The following is a 23,434-nucleotide window of genomic DNA, read 5'->3' on the forward strand; positions in this document are numbered from 1 at the left end:
ATTAAGACAATAACCGTATGAAAACAGCATATACCTTTATAATGAAAGCCTTGCCTGTGCTTCTGACAGCTTTGTGTTGGACTTCGTGTAGTGATTTTCTGGAAGAAGATCCGAAAGGGCAGTTACCTTCGGATACCTATTTCAGTAATAAAGAAGACTTGGACGCTTCGCTGACGGCTCTCTATTCCGTGATCGCAAGTTCACAGGCTAGTAATAATCTTTGTGGAACGAACTTCCTGGTGGGAGATGATATCTCCACTCATCCTTCCAGTAATAAACAACCTCTTCGTGAACACGACCAGTTTGATGTGAAAGACAATAACTCGTGGTTGTCCAGTATGTGGGAGCAGCGTTTCAAAGTCATCAAGGCTGCCAATTTTATCATAAATAATGCGGAGCGTACGCCGGAGGTGTCAAAAGACGATATAAAAGTGGCTATTGCACAAGCACATTATTGGAGGGCCTACTCTTATTTTTATCTGGTGACCACTTGGGGACGGGTTCCCATCATGCTGAAAGAAGAAATAGATTATAATGCTCCGTTGAAGACGGAAGAAGAAGTGTACGAATTGATTCTGTCTGACCTGAAAATAGCAGAAACCGATTGCCCCGCACTGTACACGAAGGAACCGTATGGCAGAAATGGAATGAACATTGCTGTAAGTGAGGGAGCCGTAAAAGCAACGATGGCTTATGTCTATATGTGTATGGCAGGATGGTCGCTTAATAAAGGAGTAGAATATTACAAGCTGGCTGCCGCCAAAGCCAAAGAAGTGATAGACGGTGCGGATGGTGGTAGCTACTATTATAAACTGCTGCCGGAATATAGTCAGGTATATTCATGGGAATACAATAATAAGAATACGGAACTTCTGTTGGGTATCTATTATAATAGGGATGCAGCAGGACAATCCGCTCCCTTGACCGACTTCCTGCAGGATATGAAACAGGCCGGTTGGGGAGATACGAATGGAGAAATTAATTTCTGGATGAACTTCCCCGAAGGTCCTCGTAAAAACGCTACGTATTTCCCGAAAATCATGCTTAGCGACGGGAAGCTATATGATTGGTGGTATGATACCGATCCTGCTTCCCGCGAGGTAGTGGCGCCTGTCTTTATGAAGACCGTGGAAGGTGCTGTACGCGGAACTGAATTTGATTATACAAATCCTGCCGTAGTCAATGCATCGGGGGAGAAAACATTCCAGTTATTACGTCTTTCGCAAGTATATTGCTGGTATGCCGAAGCAACAGGCCGTGCAGGAGAAATCAATGAACAGGCGGTTAAAGTGTTGAACGAAGTGCGCAACAGGGCAGACGGTGAAAAAACAAATAGATATACGACGGATATGTCTCCTGATGAACTGGCGGAAGCAGCCTACAATGAACATGGTTGGGAAATGGCCGGTTATTATTGGGGCGGTATTGCGAGCAGAGCCAGGGATATGTTCAGAATGTACCGGTATAAGGATCATTTTGAATTCCGTAAGAAAAATGAGCCTATTGAAGTGGCGCCCGGAGTTTTCAGGAAAGAAGCAGTAGCAGTCACCGGAACTTGGGATGACAGTAAGATGTATGTTCCTTATCCCTATGAAGATGTGATTTTGAACCCGAATCTGGATAATAGTTGGAAGAATAGATAGCGTTAGGGGCTGATTTTTTGAATGATCTGTTTTTTATAGAACGATGTAGGTTATCTCTTAATTTACATCGTTCTTTCTTTTTGTATGGTTTGTTGTGTCGATCTATATTTTTGAGGGACTTAAAAACGTCGGGATAGATTTCACTAAATGGAATAAAAGTGTTATTTTTGCGTCTTGTTCTTAACGGAAATTAATCAAGAAATGATAGAAGATATTAAAAAAGCCTGTCAGGTGATGAATGAAGGAGGAGTGATCCTTTATCCCACCGATACCGTATGGGGTATAGGCTGTGATGCGACTAATGAAGAGGCTGTACGCCGCGTGTATGAGATTAAGAAACGCGCTGACAGCAAGGCTATGCTGGTCTTGGTAGACTCTCCGGTTAAAGTAGATTTTTATGTACAGGATGTGCCTGATGTTGCATGGGATTTGATTGAAGTTGCCGACAAGCCGTTGACGATTATTTATTCCGGAGCACGTAACTTAGCATCGAATTTGCTGGCCGAGGATGGCAGTGTAGGGATTCGGGTGACGAATGAAGACTTTTCCAGACGACTCTGTCAGCAGTTCCGTAAAGCAATCGTTTCTACTTCGGCTAATGTCAGCGGGCAGCCGGGTGCGGCTAATTTTAGCGAAATCAGTGATGAAATCAAATCGGCGGTAGATTATATCGTTGGCTTTCGCCAGGACGATATGAGCCGGCCGAGACCCTCAAGTATTATTAAGTTGGAAAAAGGTGGAGTGATAAAGATAATTCGCGAATAAATGAAAGGAGAAAAACTTAGTTTATTACAGCGTTGCATCAAATGGCGGGAAGCGAATATAAAGGAGAAGCAATTTATCCTGATATTAAGTTTTCTTGTTGGGATCTTTACAGCGTTTGCCGCATTAATATTGAAATTCTTTATCCATCAGATACAGAATTTTCTGACCGATAACTTCAGTGCGACGCAGGCCAACTACCTGTATTTGGTATATCCGGTAGTCGGAATCTTTTTGGCAGGCTGGTTTGTGCGCAATATAGTCAAGGACGACATCAGTCATGGAGTCACCAAGATTCTATATGCCATTTCCCGCAGGCAGGGACGTATCAAACGACATAATATTTGGTCATCTACTATCGCCAGTGCTATTACTATCGGATTTGGAGGATCGGTCGGGGCGGAGGCGCCGATTGTACTGACTGGTTCAGCTATCGGTTCCAATTTGGGTAGCGTCTTCAAGATGGAACACCGCACGCTGATGCTGCTCGTAGGATGTGGAGCGGCAGGTGCCATTGCCGGTATTTTCAAAGCTCCGATTGCCGGACTCGTGTTTACATTGGAAGTCCTGATGATTGACCTGACTATGTCTTCTTTGCTTCCGCTGCTGATTTCTGCAGTGACCGCAGCTACCGTATCTTATATCACTACCGGTACGGAAGCTATGTTTAAGTTTCATCTTGATCAGGCATTCGAACTGGAACGTATTCCTTTCGTTATCTTGTTGGGAATCTTTTGCGGACTGATTTCGCTATACTTTACGCGTGCCATGAATTCGGTGGAAGGCGTCTTTGGTAAACTTAATAACCCTTATAAGAAATTGGCTTTCGGTGGTGTGATGTTGAGTGTGCTGATTTTCCTTTTTCCGCCTCTTTATGGTGAAGGATATGATACGATTGATCTTTTACTGAATGGAACGTCTGCGGCAGAGTGGGATACGGTCATGAACAATTCTATGTTTTATGGTTATGGTAATCTGCTGCTGGTTTATCTGGTGCTGATAATTTTGTTGAAAGTATTTGCCTCCAGTGCAACGAACGGTGGTGGCGGTTGTGGTGGAATCTTTGCACCTTCGCTTTATTTGGGGTGTATTGCAGGGTTTGTTTTCTCTCATTTTAGCAATGATTTTGCTTTCTCTGCTTATTTGCCGGAGAAGAATTTCGCGTTGATGGGAATGGCGGGAGTGATGAGTGGCGTTATGCACGCTCCTTTGACAGGGGTGTTTCTGATAGCCGAACTGACTGGTGGATATGATTTATTCCTTCCGTTGATGATTGTATCCGTAAGTTCATATCTGACCATTATTGCTTTCGAGCCTCATAGTATCTATTCGATGCGTCTGGCCAAGAAGGGACAGTTGCTTACACACCATAAGGATAAAGCCGTGTTGACGTTGATGAAAATGGAAAATGTGGTGGAGAAAGATTTCGTTGTCGTACATCCGGAAATGGATTTGGGCGAATTAGTGAAAGCAATAGCTGCTTCCCATCGAAATGTGTTCCCGGTGACAGATAAGAAAACGGGTGAATTGCTGGGAATTGTACTTCTCGACGACATTCGTAACATCATGTTCCGACAAGAACTTTATCATCGTTTCACTGTTAATAAATTAATGACATCTGCCCCTGCCAAGATATTCGATACGGATGGAATGGAACAGGTGATGCAGACGTTTGATGATACGAAAGCTTGGAATCTTCCGGTAGTGGATGAAGAAGGGCGATACCAGGGATTTGTCTCTAAATCGAAGATATTTAATTCATACCGGCAAGTATTGGTACATTTCTCTGAAGACTAACAACCGTAAGGGATAATTTATTAGGCACGGATTACACAGCTTACGCTGTTGTTTTATGTAGACCTAATTCAGGAAACCGTGAAATCCGTGTAATCCGTGCCTAAGTAGCGATAACATATTGAATGATGAAAAAAGAAGATTTAAGAATAGTATATATGGGGACTCCCGATTTTGCGGTAGAGGCCCTGCGTCAATTAGTAGAAGGCGGTTATAATGTAGTGGGTGTGATTACAATGCCCGATAAGCCTGCCGGACGCGGACATAAGATTCAGTATTCTCCTGTAAAGCAATATGCGCTTGAACAAAATTTGCCGTTACTTCAACCGGAAAGGTTGAAAGATGAAGCTTTTGTAGAAGCATTGCGTGAATGGAAGGCGGACTTACAGATTGTAGTTGCTTTTCGTATGTTGCCGGAAGTGGTATGGAATATGCCACGACTGGGTACGTTCAATCTTCATGCTTCTTTGCTTCCTCAATACCGTGGAGCTGCCCCCATTAATTGGGCAGTAATCAATGGTGATACGGAAACCGGAATTACTACTTTCTTTTTGAAACACGAGATAGACACCGGAGAAGTCATTCAGCAAGTGCGTGTGCCTATCGCAGATACGGATAATGTGGAAGTGGTACATGATAAGTTGATGGTGCTGGGAGGAAAACTGGTTCTTGAAACGGTAGACGCTATATTGAATGGAACGGTAAAACCGATTCCTCAAGAAGAAATGGCGGTTGTCGGTGAACTTCGTCCTGCTCCGAAGATCTTTAAAGAAACCTGCCGGATTGACTGGAATCAGTCGGTGAAGAAGATATACGATTTTATCCGTGGATTATCACCTTATCCTGCTGCCTGGAGTGAACTGATTACTTCTGAAAAAGGAGCACCAGTGGCCGTGAAGATCTTTGAAAGTGAGAAGATTTATGAATCACATCAATTAGCTATAGGAACAATTGTGACCGATGGGAAGAAATTCATGAAAGTAGCTGTACCGGATGGATTTGTATCTATTCTTTCTTTACAGCTTCCCGGTAAAAAACGTTTGAAAATAGATGAATTGCTTCGTGGATATCACTTGGAAGATGGTTGTCTGATGAAGTAATTAATCGGATAAACAGATTAAAACGAGCAAGCCATTAGATTATAAATAGAATAAAACCGTCCCGAATAAGAGACGGCTAGAACTTAAAATAGAAGAATTATGAAACCGATTATCGCTCCTTCCATTCTTTCTGCCGATTTTGGATATTTGGCAAAGGATATTGAAATGGTAAACCGCAGTGAAGCGGAGTGGGTACATATTGATATTATGGACGGAGTATTTGTTCCGAACATTTCATTTGGCTTTCCGGTACTGAAATATGTAGCGAAGTTAAGCCGGAAACCGTTGGATGTGCATTTGATGATTGTGAATCCGGAAAAGTTTATTCCGGAGGTAAAAGCGTTGGGCGCTCATACGATGAATGTGCATTATGAAGCTTGCCCGCATCTGCATCGGGTGATTCAACAAATCAGAGAAGCCGGGATGCAGCCTGCTGTAACTATCAATCCGGCCACTCCTGTAGCTCTTTTACAAGATATTATCCGGGATGTATATATGGTGCTTATCATGAGCGTGAATCCGGGATTTGGAGGACAGAAGTTTATCGAACATTCAGTAGAAAAAGTTCGTGAGCTGCGTGCCCTGATTGAACGGACAGGTTCGAAAGCGCTGATTGAAGTAGACGGTGGGGTAAATCTGGAAACAGGTGCCCGTTTGGTTGAGGCGGGAGCCGATGCGTTAGTGGCGGGTAATGCTGTCTTTGCGGCACCGGATCCGGAAGCGATGATTCGTCAGTTGCACGAACTGTAACTCATCTGTTGAGTACTTTTTACATCCATCGATATCCCTATATACGCCTGATTATCCCTTGGATAACAGGCGTTTTTTGTGGAGATCATTTTTTTGACCGTTCATGGGAACCTTTTGGGAGTGTTCTAGCTCTTGGACTTTGTATTGCTTTATTGTTTGTTCTTTATTTCCTGAAACGCCATTCATTGCGATGGTGCTTTGGATTAGCTGTCTCTATCCTTTGTTTTATAGGAGGGTGGCTTGGAATAACTTGGCAATTACAGCACGCTGTCTACTCTTTTCCGGAAGAAGAAACAGTGTATCGGGTTTTAATAACGGATGCACCTCAGGTGAAAGAACATACCTACCTCTGCCAGACATTATTAAAGGGACGTCGTGATACTGCCGGCACATATCCGATAGAACGTGCTGCAATCCTTTATCTACAGCAAGATTCGGCCGTCACCCGATTAAAAAGTGGAGATGAACTGCTGGTTTCTGCCCGTATTTCTCCTCCTCTCAACAATCGGAACTTTGATGAATTTGATTATGCCCGCTTCCTGATGCGGAAAGGAATCAGCGGAATAGGATATGTTGCATCCGGGAAATGGACAAAACAGGACGGAATGAATAACCTTGATCTCAAAAGTATAGCCGGTTCTTGTCGAAGAAAGATGATTTCACTTTATCGGGAACTAGGATTTTCCGGCGATGAACTGGCTGTACTTTCAGCACTGACCATAGGAGACAAAACGGAATTAAGTGATTCGGTTCGTGAGAGTTATTCGGTAGCCGGAGCAAGTCATATTTTAGCTTTATCCGGTTTGCATATCGGGCTTTTATATACATTGCTCTTCTTCATTCTGAAACCTGTTGCCCGAAGAGGAAATATAGGTAGAGCTATACGTTCTGTTCTTCTTCTTATCCTATTATGGGCTTTTGCCTTTTTCACAGGACTTTCCCCTTCGGTAGTACGCTCGGTCAGTATGTTTTCGATTTTAGCAATGGCAGATATGGTTGGTCGCCAACCGCTATCTTTAAATACATTGGCGGCAGCTGCATGGTTGATGCTATTCTGTAATCCGGCATGGTTGTTTGATGTTGGTTTCCAGCTCTCTTTCCTTGCTGTTGCTTCCATCCTATTGATTCAAAAGCCAGTTTATCACCTGATTACGGTGAAAGGTAGAATAGGGAAATATATTTGGGGACTGATGAGTGTGTCTATTGCTGCACAGGTAGGAACAGCTCCGCTTGTCATGTTTTATTTCTCCCGGTTCTCTGTACATTTTCTATTGACGAACTTGGTTGTTATTCCTTTCATTACGATTATCCTGTATGCTGCTGTCATTATGCTTCTTCTGACTCCTCTTTCGTGGCTTCAGACCGTAGTGGCCGAAGGTGTTAAGAAACTATTGGAAGGACTTAATTTCTTCGTCCGATGGGTGGAACAGCTTCCTTACGCTTCTATAGATGGAATCTGGCTTTATCAGTCAGAAATATTGGGTATCTATATCGTTGGCTCTTTGTTAACCTATTATTTTATGAACCGTCGATACCGGAATTTATTGATTTGTCTTTTTTCTATCTTATTACTGGGGACTTATCATGCAACAATCTATTGGCTAGATCGTCCTCGGACGAGCCTGGTCTTTTATAATGTGCGCGGTTGCCCAGCAGTACATTGCATTGAGAGCGATGGACGTTCCTGGATAAACTATGTAGATACTATCCCCCATGAAAAACATTTGAAACGCATGGCTGCTAACTATTGGAAGCATCATCACCTTCTGCCTCCCCAAAAAATAACTGCCGATTGCCGGTATATGGAACTAAACCGTCAGCAGCAGATTATATCCTATCATGGCTGTCATATTTGTGTAATAAATGATAACCATTGGCGGAACAACACTACCGTTTCTCCGTTATATATTCAGTATCTTTACTTATGCAAAGGATATGACGGACATATGGAAGAGCTCACTCGAATCTTTTCTTTCTCTTACGTCATATTGGACGCATCTCTCTCGGAATACCGCAAACACCTCCTTGAAAGCGAATGCAAGCAATCCGGTCTGCGGTTTATCTCGCTATCCGACGAAGGTTCTGTTCGCTTTTTGCTCTAAGTACAAAGATTTATCGTACATTTGCACCTTGATAAAGTATAAGAGTATGTTGACGAAAGTAATTGAACAAGCCAAAATAGACCATTTCACCAAATGGTTTGAACGAGCTGACAAAATAGTAATTGTATCTCATGTTTCCCCTGACGGTGACGCTATCGGTTCTTCACTGGGATTATATCATTTCCTGGATTCACAGGAAAAAACAGTAAACGTAATTGTGCCGAATGCTTTTCCCGATTTTTTGCGGTGGATGCCGGGCAGTAAGGATATTCTGTTGTATGACCGTTACAAAGACTTTGCAGATAAATTGATTGCCGAAGCAGATGTCATCTGTTGCCTCGATTTCAATGCACTGAAGCGTATTGACGATATGGCAGACGCTGTGGCTGCTTCTCCGGCACGTAAAATAATGATCGATCATCATTTGTATCCCGAAGATTTCTGTAAGATAGTAATGTCTTATCCTAAAATATCTTCTACTTCCGAACTGATATTCCGTCTCATCTGCCGTATGGGATATTTCAGTGATATCTCTAAGGAAGGCGCTGAATGTATCTACACAGGGATGATGACAGATACCGGTGGGTTCACCTATAACTCGAACAACCGGGAGATATATTTTATCATTAGCGAACTCCTTTCTAAAGGAATCGATAAAGATGATATTTATCGTAAGGTGTACAACACCTATTCAGAGAGTCGTTTACGTTTGATGGGCTATGTATTGTCGAACATGACTGTGTATTCGGATTATAATTCGGCACTAATCACCCTGACGAAAGCAGAGCAAAGTAAATTCAACTACATAAAAGGCGATAGTGAGGGCTTTGTTAATATCCCCCTTTCCATTAAAAATGTCTGCTTCTCTTGCTTCTTGAGGGAAGATACAGAGAAACCGATGATTAAAATATCCCTTCGTTCGGTAGGAACCTTCCCATGCAATCAGCTAGCTGCCGAATTCTTCCATGGAGGAGGGCACTTGAATGCTTCGGGCGGTGAATTTTTCGGAACGATGGAAGAGGCAAAAGCGGTCTTTGAGAAAGCGCTTGAGAAATATAAACCTTTACTAACAGCGAAAAGCTAAAGATGGAAGGTTAAAAGTGAATATGGAAAGGTTAAAAGATACGAACTTTCAACTTCCCTCTTTCAACTTTTAATGATTTTGAGATACATTTGTGCAGAATATAGCTAAATAACAGATAATGAAGAAACTTGTATTTTTATTTCTCTCTTTGTTAACCGCCGGAAGTCTGTTCCAGGCATGCGACAATTCGAAGACTTATGCAGAAATGCTGGAAGACGAGAAAAATGCGGTGAATAAGTTCATCAAAGATAATGATATCCGTGTCATTTCATTGGAAGAGTTTGAACGGGATACTATTACAGCTTCTAAAGAAGCAGGGAATGGATATGACGAATATGTTGCTTTCTCCAATGGCGTATATATGCAGATCGTAGATCGTGGAGGAAAAGAGGATAAGGATGGAGTTGAAGTTATTAATGAGGTAGATACTTTTGCTAACAATAATATCATTTGTGCTCGTTATGTGGAAAAGGATATGATGACAGGAGAAGTTACTTGTTTCAATGTACCTTTAGAAGAATGGATGGATGTTCCTGATTATTATAAGTTTCCATTAACATTCCGTTATGTACAAAACGCATCTACTGTTTATGGAATCGTTTTATCTGGTAGTTTGGACTACGATTTATTATGGGTTAATCAAGGTTATGGAACTGCGATTCCATCCGGATGGTTGATTGCCTTACCTTATTTGCGTAATAATGCACATGTACGCCTGATTGTACCTTCTAAGATGGGACATACACTTGCACAGCAATATGTCAATCCATATTTTTATGATATTTGGAAGTTTGAGAAAGCAAAAAGCTAAAGCACTAACATTTAGATAAATCAAATCTTTAAGTAGAGAACTTATGACTCTAATCAAATCTATCTCTGGAATCCGCGGAACTATCGGCGGAGGAGCGGGGGAAGGACTGAACCCGCTTGACATTGTAAAATTCACCTCGGCTTATGCTACTTTGATTCGTAAGACCTGCAAAGCGAAGAGCAACAAGATTGTTGTTGGACGCGATGCCCGCATTTCGGGTGAGATGGTAAAAAACGTAGTAGTCGGCACATTGATGGGAATGGGCTGGGATGTAGTAGACATTGATCTTGCTTCTACCCCGACCACAGAACTTGCTGTAACAATGGAAGGCGCTTGTGGTGGTATTATCCTGACAGCTTCTCATAACCCGAAACAGTGGAACGCACTGAAATTGTTGAATGAACATGGTGAATTTCTGAATGCAGCCGAAGGCAACGAAGTACTTCGTATTGCTGAAGCTGAAGAATTTGACTATGCCGATGTTGACCATCTGGGATCTTACCGCAAAGACCTGACTTATAATCAGAAACATATCGACAGTGTATTGGCTCTCGACCTGGTAGATGTAGAAGCTATCAAGAAAGCCAACTTCCGGGTAGCGATTGACTGTGTGAACTCTGTAGGCGGTATCATTCTCCCTGAACTTCTTGAACGTTTGGGGGTGAAACATGTAGAAAAACTCTACTGTGAACCTACCGGAAACTTCCAACACAACCCAGAACCGCTTGAAAAGAACCTCGGCGACATCATGAACCTGATGAAAGGGGGCAAAGCAGATGTAGCATTCGTTGTAGACCCAGACGTTGACCGTTTGGCAATGATTTGCGAAAATGGTGTAATGTACGGTGAGGAATATACACTGGTTACTGTGGCTGATTATGTACTGAAACATACTCCGGGGAATACAGTTTCTAATTTGAGTTCTACCCGTGCCCTGCGTGATGTAACCCGTAAATATGGTATGGAATACAGTGCTTCTGCTGTAGGCGAAGTAAACGTTGTAACGAAGATGAAAGCAACCAATGCCGTTATCGGTGGTGAAGGAAATGGTGGAGTAATCTATCCTGCCAGCCATTATGGCCGTGATGCATTGGTAGGTATTGCTTTATTCCTTAGCCATCTGGCTCATGAAGGAAAGAAAGTTAGCGAGCTTCGTGCCACTTATCCTCCTTACTTCATAGCTAAGAACCGTGTCGATCTGACTCCGGAAATCGATGTAGATGCTATCCTTGCAAAAGTAAAGGAAATCTATAAGAACGAAGAAATCAACGATATCGACGGTGTGAAGATTGACTTTGCCGACAAATGGGTACATTTGCGTAAGAGTAATACAGAACCGATCATCCGCGTATATAGCGAGGCTTCTACAATGGAGGCAGCCGAAGAAATCGGTCAGAAGATAATGGATGTGATTAATGAATTAGCCAAGAAATAACGATTCATTAACATCATCGGAAAAATAATAAAGGGAGAGCTTCACTATCAAGCTCTCCCTTTGTTTATTCTGTTTGTCTATTTGACAGGCAATTGCTGGCTCTGTTTAATTTTGAGGGGATATGTTTCAGAACAACTATCCTCAAAACGGTTCGTTTTGGTTATGAATCAAAATTGCGGTAGTTTGATCCTTTTAAAAAAACGCTTTTGACCTTCACAAGTATCACAGACTCGTAAGTTGTAGTGTGACAGATGTTTGCTGTGATTTAAGGTTCTCTTTTTAATTCTTCACATCCTTCACACTGCGTTCCCTACCTCTTGGGAAAGAAGCCTTAGTTAAAACAAAAGCTTAGGTGTTTCCTTCCATATGGAAGGACATAAGAAGACCAATATGCTTGAATAATGGATTGAAATAGTCAACATAGATATTGGCCGACTATAGTTGACTATCTAGTCAACTATAGTCGTCTAAGTAGCCAACTGTACTTGACCAAGTAGCCGACTACAGTTGTCCATTAATAAAATATCAAAATTGTCATATAGAGCCGACATTATGTAGTATTAAACCATATACTCCATTTACGGTTACGGTTTGATTTGGTTTCGTACCGGAATGAATCTATTTTAAGAATGTGATTGTCCTGAATCAAATCCCCCCAAGTTTTCAAATTGCTCTCCCAATTGCTTTCTCGTTTCCGGTAGCCGTGTTTGTAAAGCAAGAAGACTTTTGCCGCTCCGTCAATGAACCACTACACAGTGCTTCTGGTCTGACACCGTTTTTTTTGTTTTACCACTTTTTTGCTTCCAACCTTTTGGGCGGAATGAAAGGAGTATGCTGTTGTAGATTACTTTTCTGCTTCATTTTGGTATTATTTATATTAATTCACTATATTTGCTCTGAATTATCTGATAAATGAAAGCTTGCTTCCTTTATTTCGGTGGTATAATTAGAGATTATATTGAAATACAAAAGATTATGTTTTTGGAGGCAGTTTGCCAATGGATAGTGAGCATATTTAACAAGTAGTTACTTGAACTGTTCGAACGTAAAGATGAGAAGATTATGGAATTGGACCGTCGTATCGGACGGTTGGAATATAAGATCGAATTACTACTCCGGAAGGAGGGGGAAAACGATCTGTAATATAAAGAAAGTACGATGAAAACACACCTGATTTTATTTCTTATAACACTGGCTGCTTCATTGACTGTCCGTGCTGATAAAGGGAATGAAACCTATTTTTTCCGGACCGTGAATTATCAGCAAGGACTCTCCAATAGTGCCGTATTAAGTATTTTCCAAGATAACGAAGGATTGATGTGGTTTGGAACGTATGACGGTGCGAATTGTTATGACGGAGAAAATATGGAAGTATTCCGCTCCGACTTTTCCGAACAGAAAACATTGAACAACAATATTGTGCACTCTATTCAACAGGCGGATAGCAGTTGCCTGTGGATGACCACGCATTCGGGAGCCAACCGTTTTTCAAAAGACTCCCGACAGATTATTAGTAATTACGATTTCGGAGGAGACTTTGTCATTCATTCCAATCAGAAAGGGAATACCTGGGTGTTGGGCTACGGATGGATTTCTTATTATAATACGTTTCACCATCGTTTTGTTAACATTCCGATGCCGGACATCCATATGCTGAAAGTCGATGTCAGGGCGTTTGTCACTGATGAAGGCGATTTGTATCTTTTCCCCTATGAAAGCGGTGACCTGTATCGCTTTTCGTTGAATGCTTTTGATCAGGATACTCTGTCCACCCGGCTTACCACCATTCCTTCCCATTTTCATCAGAAGCGGATAGAATATGTATGCTACCAGAATGGCATATTTTGCTTTTATGACTCCGACTACGATCTTTTCGTGTACGATATTTCAAGAAAGTCTAAGATTTATATCCGGAATATTGGTGAGTTGGTTCGGAAGTATGGGCTTATCACCGGCATTGTGCCTTTCTATGAAGACATCATTTTAGCTTTTCATACCAATGGACTGATGCGTTTGCGTCTTTCCCAGCGATATGCGGAAGAAGTGATTGACCGGAATATGCGGATTTTCGGCATCTATAATGATCCCCGGCAAGGAGTTTTGTGGGTGGGAACCGACGGGCAGGGAGCGGTGATGTATTCGCGGAAATACGCTATTGCTACCAATCTGATGTTGAGCAGCTTCTCTCCCAATTTGACTCGGCAGGTAAGGGCAATCATGACGGATAAACAGGGTGGCCTTTGGGTAGGAACCAAGGGAAACGGCCTGCTTCATGTGAAAAATTATCGTGACGGAGTGCGGGCATCCGATGTGGAGGTCTATTCGCTGAATGGGAAACAGCCTGCGGTATCTTACGTGAGACCGGAACGGGAGTTGCGAATCTATGCTATGCGGGAGAGCAGTTATAGAAACGGATTCTGGGTGGGAGCCGCTTCTCCGGGCTTGTGCTATTATTCATTCGATAACGGACAACTTCATCCTTTGGTGGGAACTGATTCCGGAGTTCCGGTAGAGGGCGGTAATGAAGTACATTCCATCGTTGAAGAGAATGACAGTGTACTCTATCTTGCCACTTCGGGTGAAGGGCTTTGTAAGGTGGTGCTCGACAGCGGGCATGGACCGCTCCGGATAAAGTCATTGAAACATTATAAATTCTACTATGAGCAACAGGAGCTTAATCTCTATTATAGTATGGTGCCCCAAGGAGATTCCTTGTTGTGGCTGGGCAGTCAGCAGAGGGGATTGGTGCGTTTCAACCGGAAGACGGAAGAATATCAGGTCTTCTCTTTGAGCGAGATGTTGCACAAATCCGTGGATGATGTACTGTGTTTGCATTGGCGTCGTGGAGAGTTGTGGGTAGGCACTACTGCCGGTTTGGTGCGTGTCACTTTCAAGGAGAACAGGTTGGAAACCGTCCATATCGGGCGTAAGCAAGGATTGCTCAACGATATGATACACAGTATTTTGGAAGATGCCAACGGACTTCTCTGGCTGGGGACGAACCGCGGTCTTATCAAATTCAATCCGGACAATTTCTTTTCGCACGCTTATTATTATAGTGGCGGCATACAAATCGGAGAATTTAGCGACGATGCCTATTATCGCTGTCCTTACACTGGAAATCTTTTTTCGGAGGAATCGACGGGCTGCTCTATATGAACAAGAATGTACCTTCCGCTCCAGAATATTACCCGGAGGTTTTATTGCGTAAGTTGGTGATTGAGAAAACATTCGTTAACTTACAGGACCACTATTTGCCGGACAGGAAAGGGTTGCAGATGAAAGGGGCGAAGGTGTCTTTTTCTCTTTCTTTTGTCGTGCCGGATTATACAAGTGACGGAGATGTGGAATACTCTTATATGCTCGAAGGGTATGATCAGGATTGGGGGGCATTCAGTAGTGTCAACGAGGCCTCTTATTTTAGTGTGCCTTCGGGCAATTATCTTTTTAAAGTCCGTTATAAGAAAGATGTATTTGCTACGGAATACAAGACGTTCACTATTCCTGTATATATTCTTCCTCCCTGGTATCGGACGGTTTATGCGTATATCATCTATCTGTTGATCGGACTTATGCTGGCGGTATATGTCATTCATTTATTCCACAAATATTTCCGTCATGAACGTATGATGCAGGAACTGCTGGAAACCGAACGCCGTAACGCTTCACTGGTGGTAGACGGTTACAAAGAACGCGAGGTACTTGATAACTGTACGCTCATTTACCAAGCCTGTGACCAACTGAATGACAAGACGCTTTCGTTGGATCAGTATGCTGATAAAGTCGGGCAGATCCGTGAGGCCGTCATGGCTTTGCTCTTCGGGTGCGGTATTGGCGACGAGTGTTTCCGGTTGTTGTCGTCCCTGCAATTCTTTGTTACGGGGCGACCGCCTCTTTCACAGTTGGCGGAAGAAGTGCTCCGGGTACTTGAAAAGGAAGGTCGTGATATTTCCTCTATCCATTTGGATATTCCGGCGGATTTCACTTTCCCTGTTTATAAGAATGCGTTGCGCTGCATCCTTTATTTCAGCGGTCTCTACCTATTGGACAGGAACACCTGTGAAGTGTCGGTTAGTATGAAAGAGGAAGAAAACAGGATGACGCTGACTTTCTTTTCTTCGGATGATACGGTGGAGGGACTGCATAAGATATTGACCGAGCAGGAATCATTGCCGGTGAAAGGGAAAGATTCGGACGACCGGTTCCGCATCCGGACGATGCAACGTTTTGTGTTTTCAGCGTTGAGACAGCAGAACTGTACACTTTGTTGTGTGACGGAGGAAATATCGGGTGGGCGCCGGCTGGCAATCACTTTCGAACCGGTTACTATCGCCCCGCAGGATGAGACGAAGAAAACTGTTTTGTTGCTGGAAGACCGTGAAGAGATTGTATGGCTTATCAGTGCCCTGCTCTCTGATGAATATGACGTTCGTCCGGTGCGAAGCGTACAGCTGGCGTTTGATGAGATGCATACTTCGGCTCCTGCTTTATTTTTGGTAGATATGCAGATGTATACGGATGCTGAAAGCACGTTTATGAAATACGTAGCCAAGAATCGTTCGCTGCTTTCAAAGACTGCCTTTATTCCAATGTTGACTTGGAAGGTTAGTACGGCAATGCAGCGGGAGTTGATCCAGTGGGCAGACTCTTATCTGGTTCTTCCTTATGACATACCGTTCTTAAAAGAGACTATTCAGAAGGTGATCTACGGTAAGCGGGAAGCTAAGCAAGTGTATCTGGAAGAGTTGGAAGGCTGGACGAACTCCATTGTATGCACTACTACCGAGCAGGCGGATTTCGTCCGGAAGTTTTTGCAGGTGGTTGAGCGGAATTTGGATCGGGAGGATTTGGGTTCTACCTTTATCGCGGAACAGATGTTGATGAGTTCCCGTCAGTTCTGCCGGAAATTAAAGGAAATATCCGGAATGACTCCAAGTGATTTGATTAAAGATTACCGGATGGAAAAAGCTGCCCGTTTATTGCAGAATAGAGATTTGTCTATACAGGATGTTATTTCTGATGTCGGTATTTCCAGCCGCGCTTATTTCTATAAAGAGTTTACGCGTAAGTTTGGTGTGACTCCGAAGGTTTACAGGGAGACTTATCTGAATAAAGAGGAACAAATTTGATATTGTTTAAACATACTAATATATGCAATTGAACATATTGGTGTGTGTAATAGCATATCCTGTGCTGAACTATGCTGTTTTTTTTGATACTAGGGGCTGTACTCTCTTTTTCTGAATTAATTGTGCACTTCGTTGATTATTAGTGTTTTGTTTAGTACTCTGAATGACATAATGTACTTCAAACGGACATTTTTTCCTTTCTTTAGTATTTGGCGTGCAGGAGTATTTCATTTCTTTTTAAATCCTGTTATTTTGCCGCCATGCAATTATTGCATTTGATAACCTTATTATTAATTTAAAACAAGTAGTATGAATTTGTTTGAAATGAAAAAACATCGCATCAGGTCTTTGTGGTTGCTGCTATTGTTGTTCACGTATAGTGTAACAATGCAGGCGCAGGGCAGTTCGGTCACAGGACGTATTTCGGATGAAAAAGGAGAAATGCTCATTGGAGTTAGTGTACAGGAAAAAGGGACGACGAACGGTACCATTACCGACACGAATGGTCAGTACACTTTAAAATTGTCAACAGGAAATCCTATTTTGGTTATCTCTTATATAGGATATAAACCACAGGAGGTTAAAGTTGGCAAACAGAAAGTGGTGGATATTGTTTTGGTAGAAGATGTATCGTCGCTGGATGAGGTGGTAGTGGTAGGTTACGGTAATCAGCGTAAGGTATCTGTTGTTGGCGCACAGTCTTCATTAGACGCTTCAGCTATCAAAATGCCTGCTGCCAAATTATCTTCAGCTATTTCCGGACGTATTGCCGGTGTAGTTGCTGTGCAACGTAGTGGTGAACCGGGACATGACGAGTCGGATATCTGGATTCGTGGTATTTCTACATTGGTTAAAAATGGGCAAAGTTCTAGTCCGTTGGTACTTGTGGACGGTGTGGAGCGTAGCTTCAATAATATTGATCCGGAAGATATTGAATCATTTACTGTGTTGAAAGATGCTTCTGCTACTGCCGTGTATGGTGTGCGTGGTGCTAATGGTGTGGTAATTGTAAAGACAAAACCCGGACGCATCAGTAAACCGACATTTAGCGTGGATTATTATGAAAGCCTCACCCGCATGACTAAAAAGGTGGATATGGCCGATGCTTATACTTACATGGAAGCACGCAACGAAGCGCAAATGAATAAGAATAATACCATTGCTTATTCTCAAGCGTATATCGATGCTACGAAAAAATCGAACGGCTTGCTACCGAATGATAATCCTCGTTTGTATAATCCGTATCTGTATCCGGCCGTAGATTGGGCAAACGAATTGTTTAACGATTGGGGACACAATCGCCGTGCCAACATTAATATTCGTGGTGGTGCACCGAAGGCAAGCTATTATGCTTCATTGAGCTATTATGGCGAAAACGGTATGACACGTAACTTCAAGCTGGAGAATTATAATACGTCAATGAAGTATGAACGATACAACTTTACTTCAAACTTAAATTTGAAGCCTACAACAAAGACGGCTATTGACTTAGGATTTTTCGGCTATTTGGGACAAGGACACTATCCACAAAGCAGCGCTGCATCCTTATATGCCTCTTGTATGGATGTCAATCCGGTTATTTATCCGATGGTATTGCCCAATGGAATGATTCCGGGCATCAATACGCAACAGAAATTCAATCCTTATGGTAAGTTGGCTCGTGGAGGTTATTATGATGAATTCAGCACTCAGTTGAACTCAAATGTACGTGTAAAACAGGATTTGGACTTCTGGAAATGGAGCAAAGGACTTTCTGCTTCTGCAATGATAGCATTCGATACCTATAATTCCCGCCGCAGAAACTACAACCGTAGCGAACCAATGTATAAGTTTAAAGGAGCTACAGACGAAAATGGGCTTTGGATTGAAGATACCTTATTTGATGAAGAAACAGGGGAATATTTGTACGATGTATTGGGTGAAGCAGACGGAATCTTGACGCTTGACACTCCTACTCATTCGAGCAACCGCACCGTTTATACGGAGGCTTCTTTAAACTATGAACGCGATTTCGGTGCACATCGTGTAAGTGCTTTGTTGCTTTACAACCAGAAAATATACTGGGATTTAAATGCTTCCGATGTCATTGGCGGTATGGCTTACAAGCAGCGTGGTTTTGCCGGACGTGCTACTTATTCTTGGAATGACCGTTACTTTGCAGAATTCAATTTAGGTATTAATGGTTCGGAAAACTTCACTCCTGGTAATCGCTACGGTACTTTTCCCGCATTCGGTTTGGGGTGGGCAGTTTCTAATGAGCCATTTTGGGAATCGTTACGCAAATATATATCATTCTTGAAATTCCGTTATACACATGGTTGGGTAGGTAGTGATACAGCTACAGGACGTCGTTTTATGTATCAAGGTGTATTTGGAGGTTTACGTGGCACTTGGTTTGGTACCTCGCATAATGGTGCTAGCGGTTATGGCGAAGAAAAGTATGGTGTGAATGTCACTTGGTCTAAATCATGTAAGCAGGATTTGGGTATCGATCTGAAATTACTAAACGACAACCTTTCATTTGTAATTGACTTCTTTAAAGAACGTAGAGATAATATATTCTTACAGAGAAGCACTGTGCCAAGCTATGCCGGATGGATTGAGAATCCTTACGCCAACTTGGGTGTTGTAGAGAATAAGGGTGTTGAAATTGCGATGGACTATACGCAGAAGATTGGTAAAAACACCTTCCTTACCGTGCGTGGTAATATGACTTTCAACAAAGATAAAATTATAGAAAACGATCAGCCGCCTGTAGACTATCCATGGATGGAAACCCGTGGGACAAACGTGAACGCTATTTGGGGATACATTGCTGACGGACTGTTTACTAGCCAGGATGAGATTGATGACCACGCTACCCAGTTCGGTACGCTTCACGTGGGTGATGTTAAATATCGTGACTTGAATGACGATGGTGTGATTGACGATTACGATAAAACGGTAATTGGTCGTGGAGATGTACCGAGAATTTATTATGGATTCGGAGCAGATCTGCAAGTTGGAAACTTCTCTATCAGCGCTTTGTTCCAAGGAAATGCACAGGCTGACCGCTATTTGGACGGCATTTCTATAAAACCGTTCTGGGACGATGAAGGACGCGACAACGTATTTGCTAACATCACTGATCGTTGGAGAGCAGACAATCCTACCAATCAAGACGTGTTCTATCCTCGTTTGTCAGTCGGTAGCGACGGCAACAACAATAACGTGAAGCCAAGTTCATGGTGGGTGAAAGATGTCAGTTTCTTGCGTTTGAAACAAGTAAACATTTCATATACATTGCCTAAGAAGTGGACAGATCCGCTACTGATTAAGAACGCACAGATCTATCTGATGGGAACCAATCTGCTCACGTTCTCTAAGTTCAAATTGTGGGATCCGGAATTGAATACATCTAACGGTACGGCTTATCCTAACGTATCGAGCTATTCAATAGGTCTTAAGTTTAATTTTTAACCAAGTCTAAAAAGAAAAGTATGAAAACAGAAATAAGAAAATATGTTGCAGCAGCTTTGATTTGCTTGGGGATGTCGTCATGCAGCGATTTCTTTGAGTCTATTCCGGGCAAGCAGTTTGGATTGGAAGAGACGTTTGCTTCGAAACAACGCACAGAGCAATATCTGAATAATGTATACAGCTATATCCGTGAGGTGGGTGATGTGCTCCATGTGGACGCAAACATGAACGGAACTATCTTCACCGAAGCATCATTGGAAGGAGCCAACCGTTGGAACAAGACGTATGCGGAATGGACAACGGGGGGGGCAACTGCTTCGTATAGCCAGGCTAACCGCTACTTCACAGACTACTATCAAGCTATAGCCAAAGCAAGTACCTTCATTCAGAACGTAGACAAATGCCAGGAAGTAGGTGCTTCCGTACGTGGACGTTGGAAAGAAGAGGCGCGTGTGCTACGTGCTTACTATTACTTCGAGTTGTTTCGCATTTACGGTCCCATACCTTTGATTGGCGAAGATCCGATACCTTTGGATGCTTCAAAGGAAGAACTGATTAAGGTGCGCAACTCGGTAGACGAATGTGTAGAGTTTATCGCTAACGAATTGCAAAAGGCTATTGATTCAGGCGACTTGCCGAACAGAGTTTCCAAGAACAATTTGGGACGTATGGACGTAGGGATCTGCAAGGCTTTGAAAGCTAAGTTATATCTCTATTGGGCAAGCCCGCTGTTTAATGGAAACACAGATATGGCATCTGTCAAAAACTTAGATGGCAAACAGCTTTTCCCACAGACGGAAGACCTCACTAAGTGGAATAAAGCCAACGAAGCTTATAAAGAGTTCTTTAGCTTTGCTACTTCGCAGAATTATGGGCTGACAAAAGTATATACGGATGGTAAGCTCGACCCCTACAAGTCCTGTCGTGCTATTGCTGCTTTCTACACGAAGAACTATGATGTCATCTTCAACGAACTGATTATGGTCAAATTACGCGACCAATGGGACTACACTTATTGGACCTGTCCTAAGTTCTCCGGTTTCGAAGACACTAGTGTGAGTGGTGGTGGAGGCTATTATACTACACAAGAAACAGTGGATATGTTCTTTACGAAGAATGGACTGACAATAGACCGTGATCCCTCTTATGACAAGTTCGAAGGAGTACCTTCTGCTGGTAACTTTACTTCCGGACAGTATTATGACGAGAATGATACCGAATTGAAATATTTCGATGCAGACAATTCTTATGTATTGAAACAGTGGAAAGACCGTGAGGCACGTTTCTATGTAAATGTCACTTACAACGGTTCTATCTGGCTGAACTATGGTAGTCAAAACGAAGAACATCGTACCGACTTTACAAATGGTGCACGCGGAACCTGCGGTAAATCGAAAGCTTCCGGTGACTGTCCTGACTCTGGCTATCTAATCCGTAAAGGAGCAAAAGCTACGGAAGATGACGGTTCTAAAATGTTCTCTCCCACGCTTCGTGTGGCTGATATGATTTTAGGATATGCTGAAACACTCTGTATGTGTGACGACTTGGAAGGCGCACTATTGCAACTGAACCAGATTCGTGAGCGTGCCGGTATCCCCGAATACTCATTCACTAATGAGGGCGGAAAAGTGTTTTGTCCGAAGACAAAGAATGACTTGCTCAATCGTATCCGTCGCGAACGTATTGTGGAATTGGTGTTCGAGTGGAACCGCTTTTTCGACGTTCGCCGTTGGAAAGTGGCCGAAGGCAACAATGATCCCGATCACTGGATTTACCCCGAATATCACAAAGGTGGCGAGGGTGGCAATGTGTACGGTATGAATATGGATAAGGATTATCCAGACTTCTTTGCACGTACCTTGCTCGAAAACCGTGCTAACTTCTCAAAGAAACAATACTTCATGCCGATTCCTTATGATGACATCCGTCGTATTCCCGAATTGGTACAGAACTTAGGTTGGTAAATTTTATTGTTAAACACATTTTTAAGAAGTAATGAATACAAAATATTGGAAAAATATGGCATTGGGTCTTTTGGTGTCGTTGGTCGTGAGCGGCTGCTATGGCGAAGAAGACGGATATCAGATTCCCGACATTTATAAAGGAAGCTGGGAAAGCCCGAAAAATGGAGCTACGGTAGTAGGTTATGCACCTGCTCCGATTTCCGAGGCAAAGTATGATGCTTATCTGAATGAACTTTACATCACTTGGGACGGTGGCAACGATGCGTGGGAGAAGAAAAACGAGTATGTGGGAGCCGAAGTAGAGTTTGCTTCCCTGCTCACTGAAACGAAAGTGAAACGCGTGATGATTTCCAACATAGGCGATTTCGGTAACCTGACCGTGAAGAGAGACAACGGACTGCCGAATGCTACGCTGAACTTGAGTCGTTTCCGTACAGTAGTGGTTACTACCAAACATGGCGCACGTGATTGCCGTTTCCGCTCTATTTACGTAGACGAAGCAGGAAACAAACAATACAGCGACTGGACAAGCTTGAGTGAACACCTTGCCAATGCAGAGATGACGCTGAACATGGACTATATGGCTTGGAAAGAGTTTCGAGAGCGTCAGAGCAATCCGCTGAAAATACATTTTGAAAGTAACTCGGATTTACGTACAGTAGAATGGCTGTACAACAGATATAGTGGCGCAGACGCAACGCAGGAAGAGTTCCGTAAATGGTATTATATGGACTGTGCTACCATGTCGTTCGAGCCTCACAACATTGCTTGTGACCCTTACGAAAATTTGACTTTCATGATTAAGAAAGAACAGACTGGAGGTGCTTATGCCTTCGATTATCCGAACCACAACGAAGGACGTGGTATTGTTTACCCGGCATCAGAAAGCAATATGGGAAGTGATGCCTGGTGGTTATTGCCCGATATGCAGGCAGTAGTGATGCACGAAATGGGTCATTGCGTAGAATGGATGCCCCACAAAGGACATTATGAGAAGAAGGGGGAAGACTGCGACAAACAGGGATATCAGGAAGGATGGCCGGATGCAGTGAAAATCTCCAACGGCGGATTCTTCGGACTTGCCACGGAAGGTCAGATTAATGAATATAAAGCTGCGATTGAAAAACCGTATAAAGATCCACAGGATAACAAGGTTTATGTTTGGCAGATTGATTATAACACCTCTGGTGCTTTCATGAGCTGGTTGCGAATTTATAACGGTGACTTTGTGCGCATGTTGCCGTGGACTGTAAAAATGGATGCACTGACTAACGACTGGAGTTTGGAGTATGCAGTGAAATATATCCTGAAAGAAAGCTATCCTGACATGTCTATGGAAGACTTATGGAATGAATATGTAGCTGAAGTAAAGAAATTCTTGAACAATCATCAATAAACATA

12 protein-coding genes and 1 pseudogene are annotated in these 23,434 nt (G+C 42.8%); all 13 read left to right on the forward strand.

What is annotated here, in order from left to right; translation table 11 throughout:
- Positions 1–17 precede the first annotated feature (17 nt).
- The 13 genes and pseudogenes from NXX38_RS11145 to NXX38_RS11205 all read left to right on the forward strand — a co-directional run bounded on the left by NXX38_RS11145 (position 18) and on the right by NXX38_RS11205 (position 23,429).
- Positions 18–1,643 (forward strand): RagB/SusD family nutrient uptake outer membrane protein, encoded by a 1,626-nt coding sequence (locus NXX38_RS11145; RefSeq protein ID WP_258979463.1) that lies wholly within the window; start codon positions 18–20, stop codon positions 1,641–1,643.
- Between the two features lie 201 nt (positions 1,644–1,844).
- A complete protein-coding gene (locus NXX38_RS11150; RefSeq protein WP_004297304.1) occupies positions 1,845–2,408 on the forward strand; it encodes an L-threonylcarbamoyladenylate synthase in 564 nt (187 codons plus the stop codon).
- Positions 2,409–4,202 (forward strand): chloride channel protein, encoded by a 1,794-nt coding sequence (locus tag NXX38_RS11155; protein ID WP_074636713.1) that lies wholly within the window; start codon positions 2,409–2,411, stop codon positions 4,200–4,202. It begins immediately after the preceding gene.
- A 125-nt stretch (positions 4,203–4,327) separates the two neighbouring features.
- Positions 4,328–5,299, forward strand: coding sequence for a methionyl-tRNA formyltransferase (gene fmt, locus NXX38_RS11160; RefSeq protein ID WP_258981933.1), 972 nt, complete (start codon positions 4,328–4,330; stop codon positions 5,297–5,299).
- 99 nt (positions 5,300–5,398) lie between these two features.
- Positions 5,399–6,049: a ribulose-phosphate 3-epimerase gene (rpe, locus tag NXX38_RS11165; protein ID WP_148366500.1), complete on the forward strand. Its 651-nt coding sequence runs from the start codon at positions 5,399–5,401 to the stop codon at positions 6,047–6,049.
- Between the two features lie 8 nt (positions 6,050–6,057).
- Positions 6,058–8,151, forward strand: a complete 2,094-nt coding sequence (locus tag NXX38_RS11170; RefSeq protein ID WP_258979464.1) for a ComEC/Rec2 family competence protein — start codon at positions 6,058–6,060, stop codon at positions 8,149–8,151.
- Positions 8,152–8,197: 46 nt separating this feature from the next.
- Positions 8,198–9,235 (forward strand): bifunctional oligoribonuclease/PAP phosphatase NrnA, encoded by a 1,038-nt coding sequence (locus NXX38_RS11175; RefSeq protein WP_004311034.1) that lies wholly within the window; start codon positions 8,198–8,200, stop codon positions 9,233–9,235.
- 118 nt (positions 9,236–9,353) lie between these two features.
- Complete coding sequence (locus NXX38_RS11180; RefSeq protein ID WP_148366498.1) at positions 9,354–10,046, forward strand: DUF4827 domain-containing protein; 693 nt, start codon at positions 9,354–9,356, stop codon at positions 10,044–10,046.
- A gap of 43 nt (positions 10,047–10,089) precedes the next feature.
- Positions 10,090–11,481 (forward strand): phosphoglucosamine mutase, encoded by a 1,392-nt coding sequence (gene glmM / locus NXX38_RS11185; RefSeq protein ID WP_148366497.1) that lies wholly within the window; start codon positions 10,090–10,092, stop codon positions 11,479–11,481.
- A gap of 1,158 nt (positions 11,482–12,639) precedes the next feature.
- Positions 12,640–16,610 (forward strand): annotated as a pseudogene (locus NXX38_RS11190) (two-component regulator propeller domain-containing protein).
- Between the two features lie 309 nt (positions 16,611–16,919).
- Positions 16,920–20,069: a TonB-dependent receptor gene (locus NXX38_RS11195; protein WP_148366495.1), complete on the forward strand. Its 3,150-nt coding sequence runs from the start codon at positions 16,920–16,922 to the stop codon at positions 20,067–20,069.
- 20 nt (positions 20,070–20,089) lie between these two features.
- Complete coding sequence (locus NXX38_RS11200; RefSeq protein WP_195648597.1) at positions 20,090–22,033, forward strand: RagB/SusD family nutrient uptake outer membrane protein; 1,944 nt, start codon at positions 20,090–20,092, stop codon at positions 22,031–22,033.
- Between the two features lie 31 nt (positions 22,034–22,064).
- Positions 22,065–23,429, forward strand: a complete 1,365-nt coding sequence (locus NXX38_RS11205; RefSeq protein ID WP_258979468.1) for a hypothetical protein — start codon at positions 22,065–22,067, stop codon at positions 23,427–23,429.
- Positions 23,430–23,434: the final 5 nt, after the last annotated feature.

The organism is Bacteroides sp. BFG-637 (genome assembly GCF_024793605.1).
Lineage (GTDB): Bacteria > Bacteroidota > Bacteroidia > Bacteroidales > Bacteroidaceae > Bacteroides > Bacteroides vicugnae.

Coding starts and splice junctions, on each gene's coding strand:
- NXX38_RS11145 (WP_258979463.1), top strand. CDS start 18: ATGAAAACAGCATATACCTTTATAATGAAAGCCTTGCCTGTGCTTCTG.
- NXX38_RS11150 (WP_004297304.1), top strand. CDS start 1,845: ATGATAGAAGATATTAAAAAAGCCTGTCAGGTGATGAATGAAGGAGGA.
- NXX38_RS11155 (WP_074636713.1), top strand. CDS start 2,409: ATGAAAGGAGAAAAACTTAGTTTATTACAGCGTTGCATCAAATGGCGG.
- fmt (WP_258981933.1), top strand. CDS start 4,328: ATGAAAAAAGAAGATTTAAGAATAGTATATATGGGGACTCCCGATTTT.
- rpe (WP_148366500.1), top strand. CDS start 5,399: ATGAAACCGATTATCGCTCCTTCCATTCTTTCTGCCGATTTTGGATAT.
- NXX38_RS11175 (WP_004311034.1), top strand. CDS start 8,198: ATGTTGACGAAAGTAATTGAACAAGCCAAAATAGACCATTTCACCAAA.
- NXX38_RS11180 (WP_148366498.1), top strand. CDS start 9,354: ATGAAGAAACTTGTATTTTTATTTCTCTCTTTGTTAACCGCCGGAAGT.
- glmM (WP_148366497.1), top strand. CDS start 10,090: ATGACTCTAATCAAATCTATCTCTGGAATCCGCGGAACTATCGGCGGA.
- NXX38_RS11195 (WP_148366495.1), top strand. CDS start 16,920: ATGAATTTGTTTGAAATGAAAAAACATCGCATCAGGTCTTTGTGGTTG.
- NXX38_RS11200 (WP_195648597.1), top strand. CDS start 20,090: ATGAAAACAGAAATAAGAAAATATGTTGCAGCAGCTTTGATTTGCTTG.
- NXX38_RS11205 (WP_258979468.1), top strand. CDS start 22,065: ATGAATACAAAATATTGGAAAAATATGGCATTGGGTCTTTTGGTGTCG.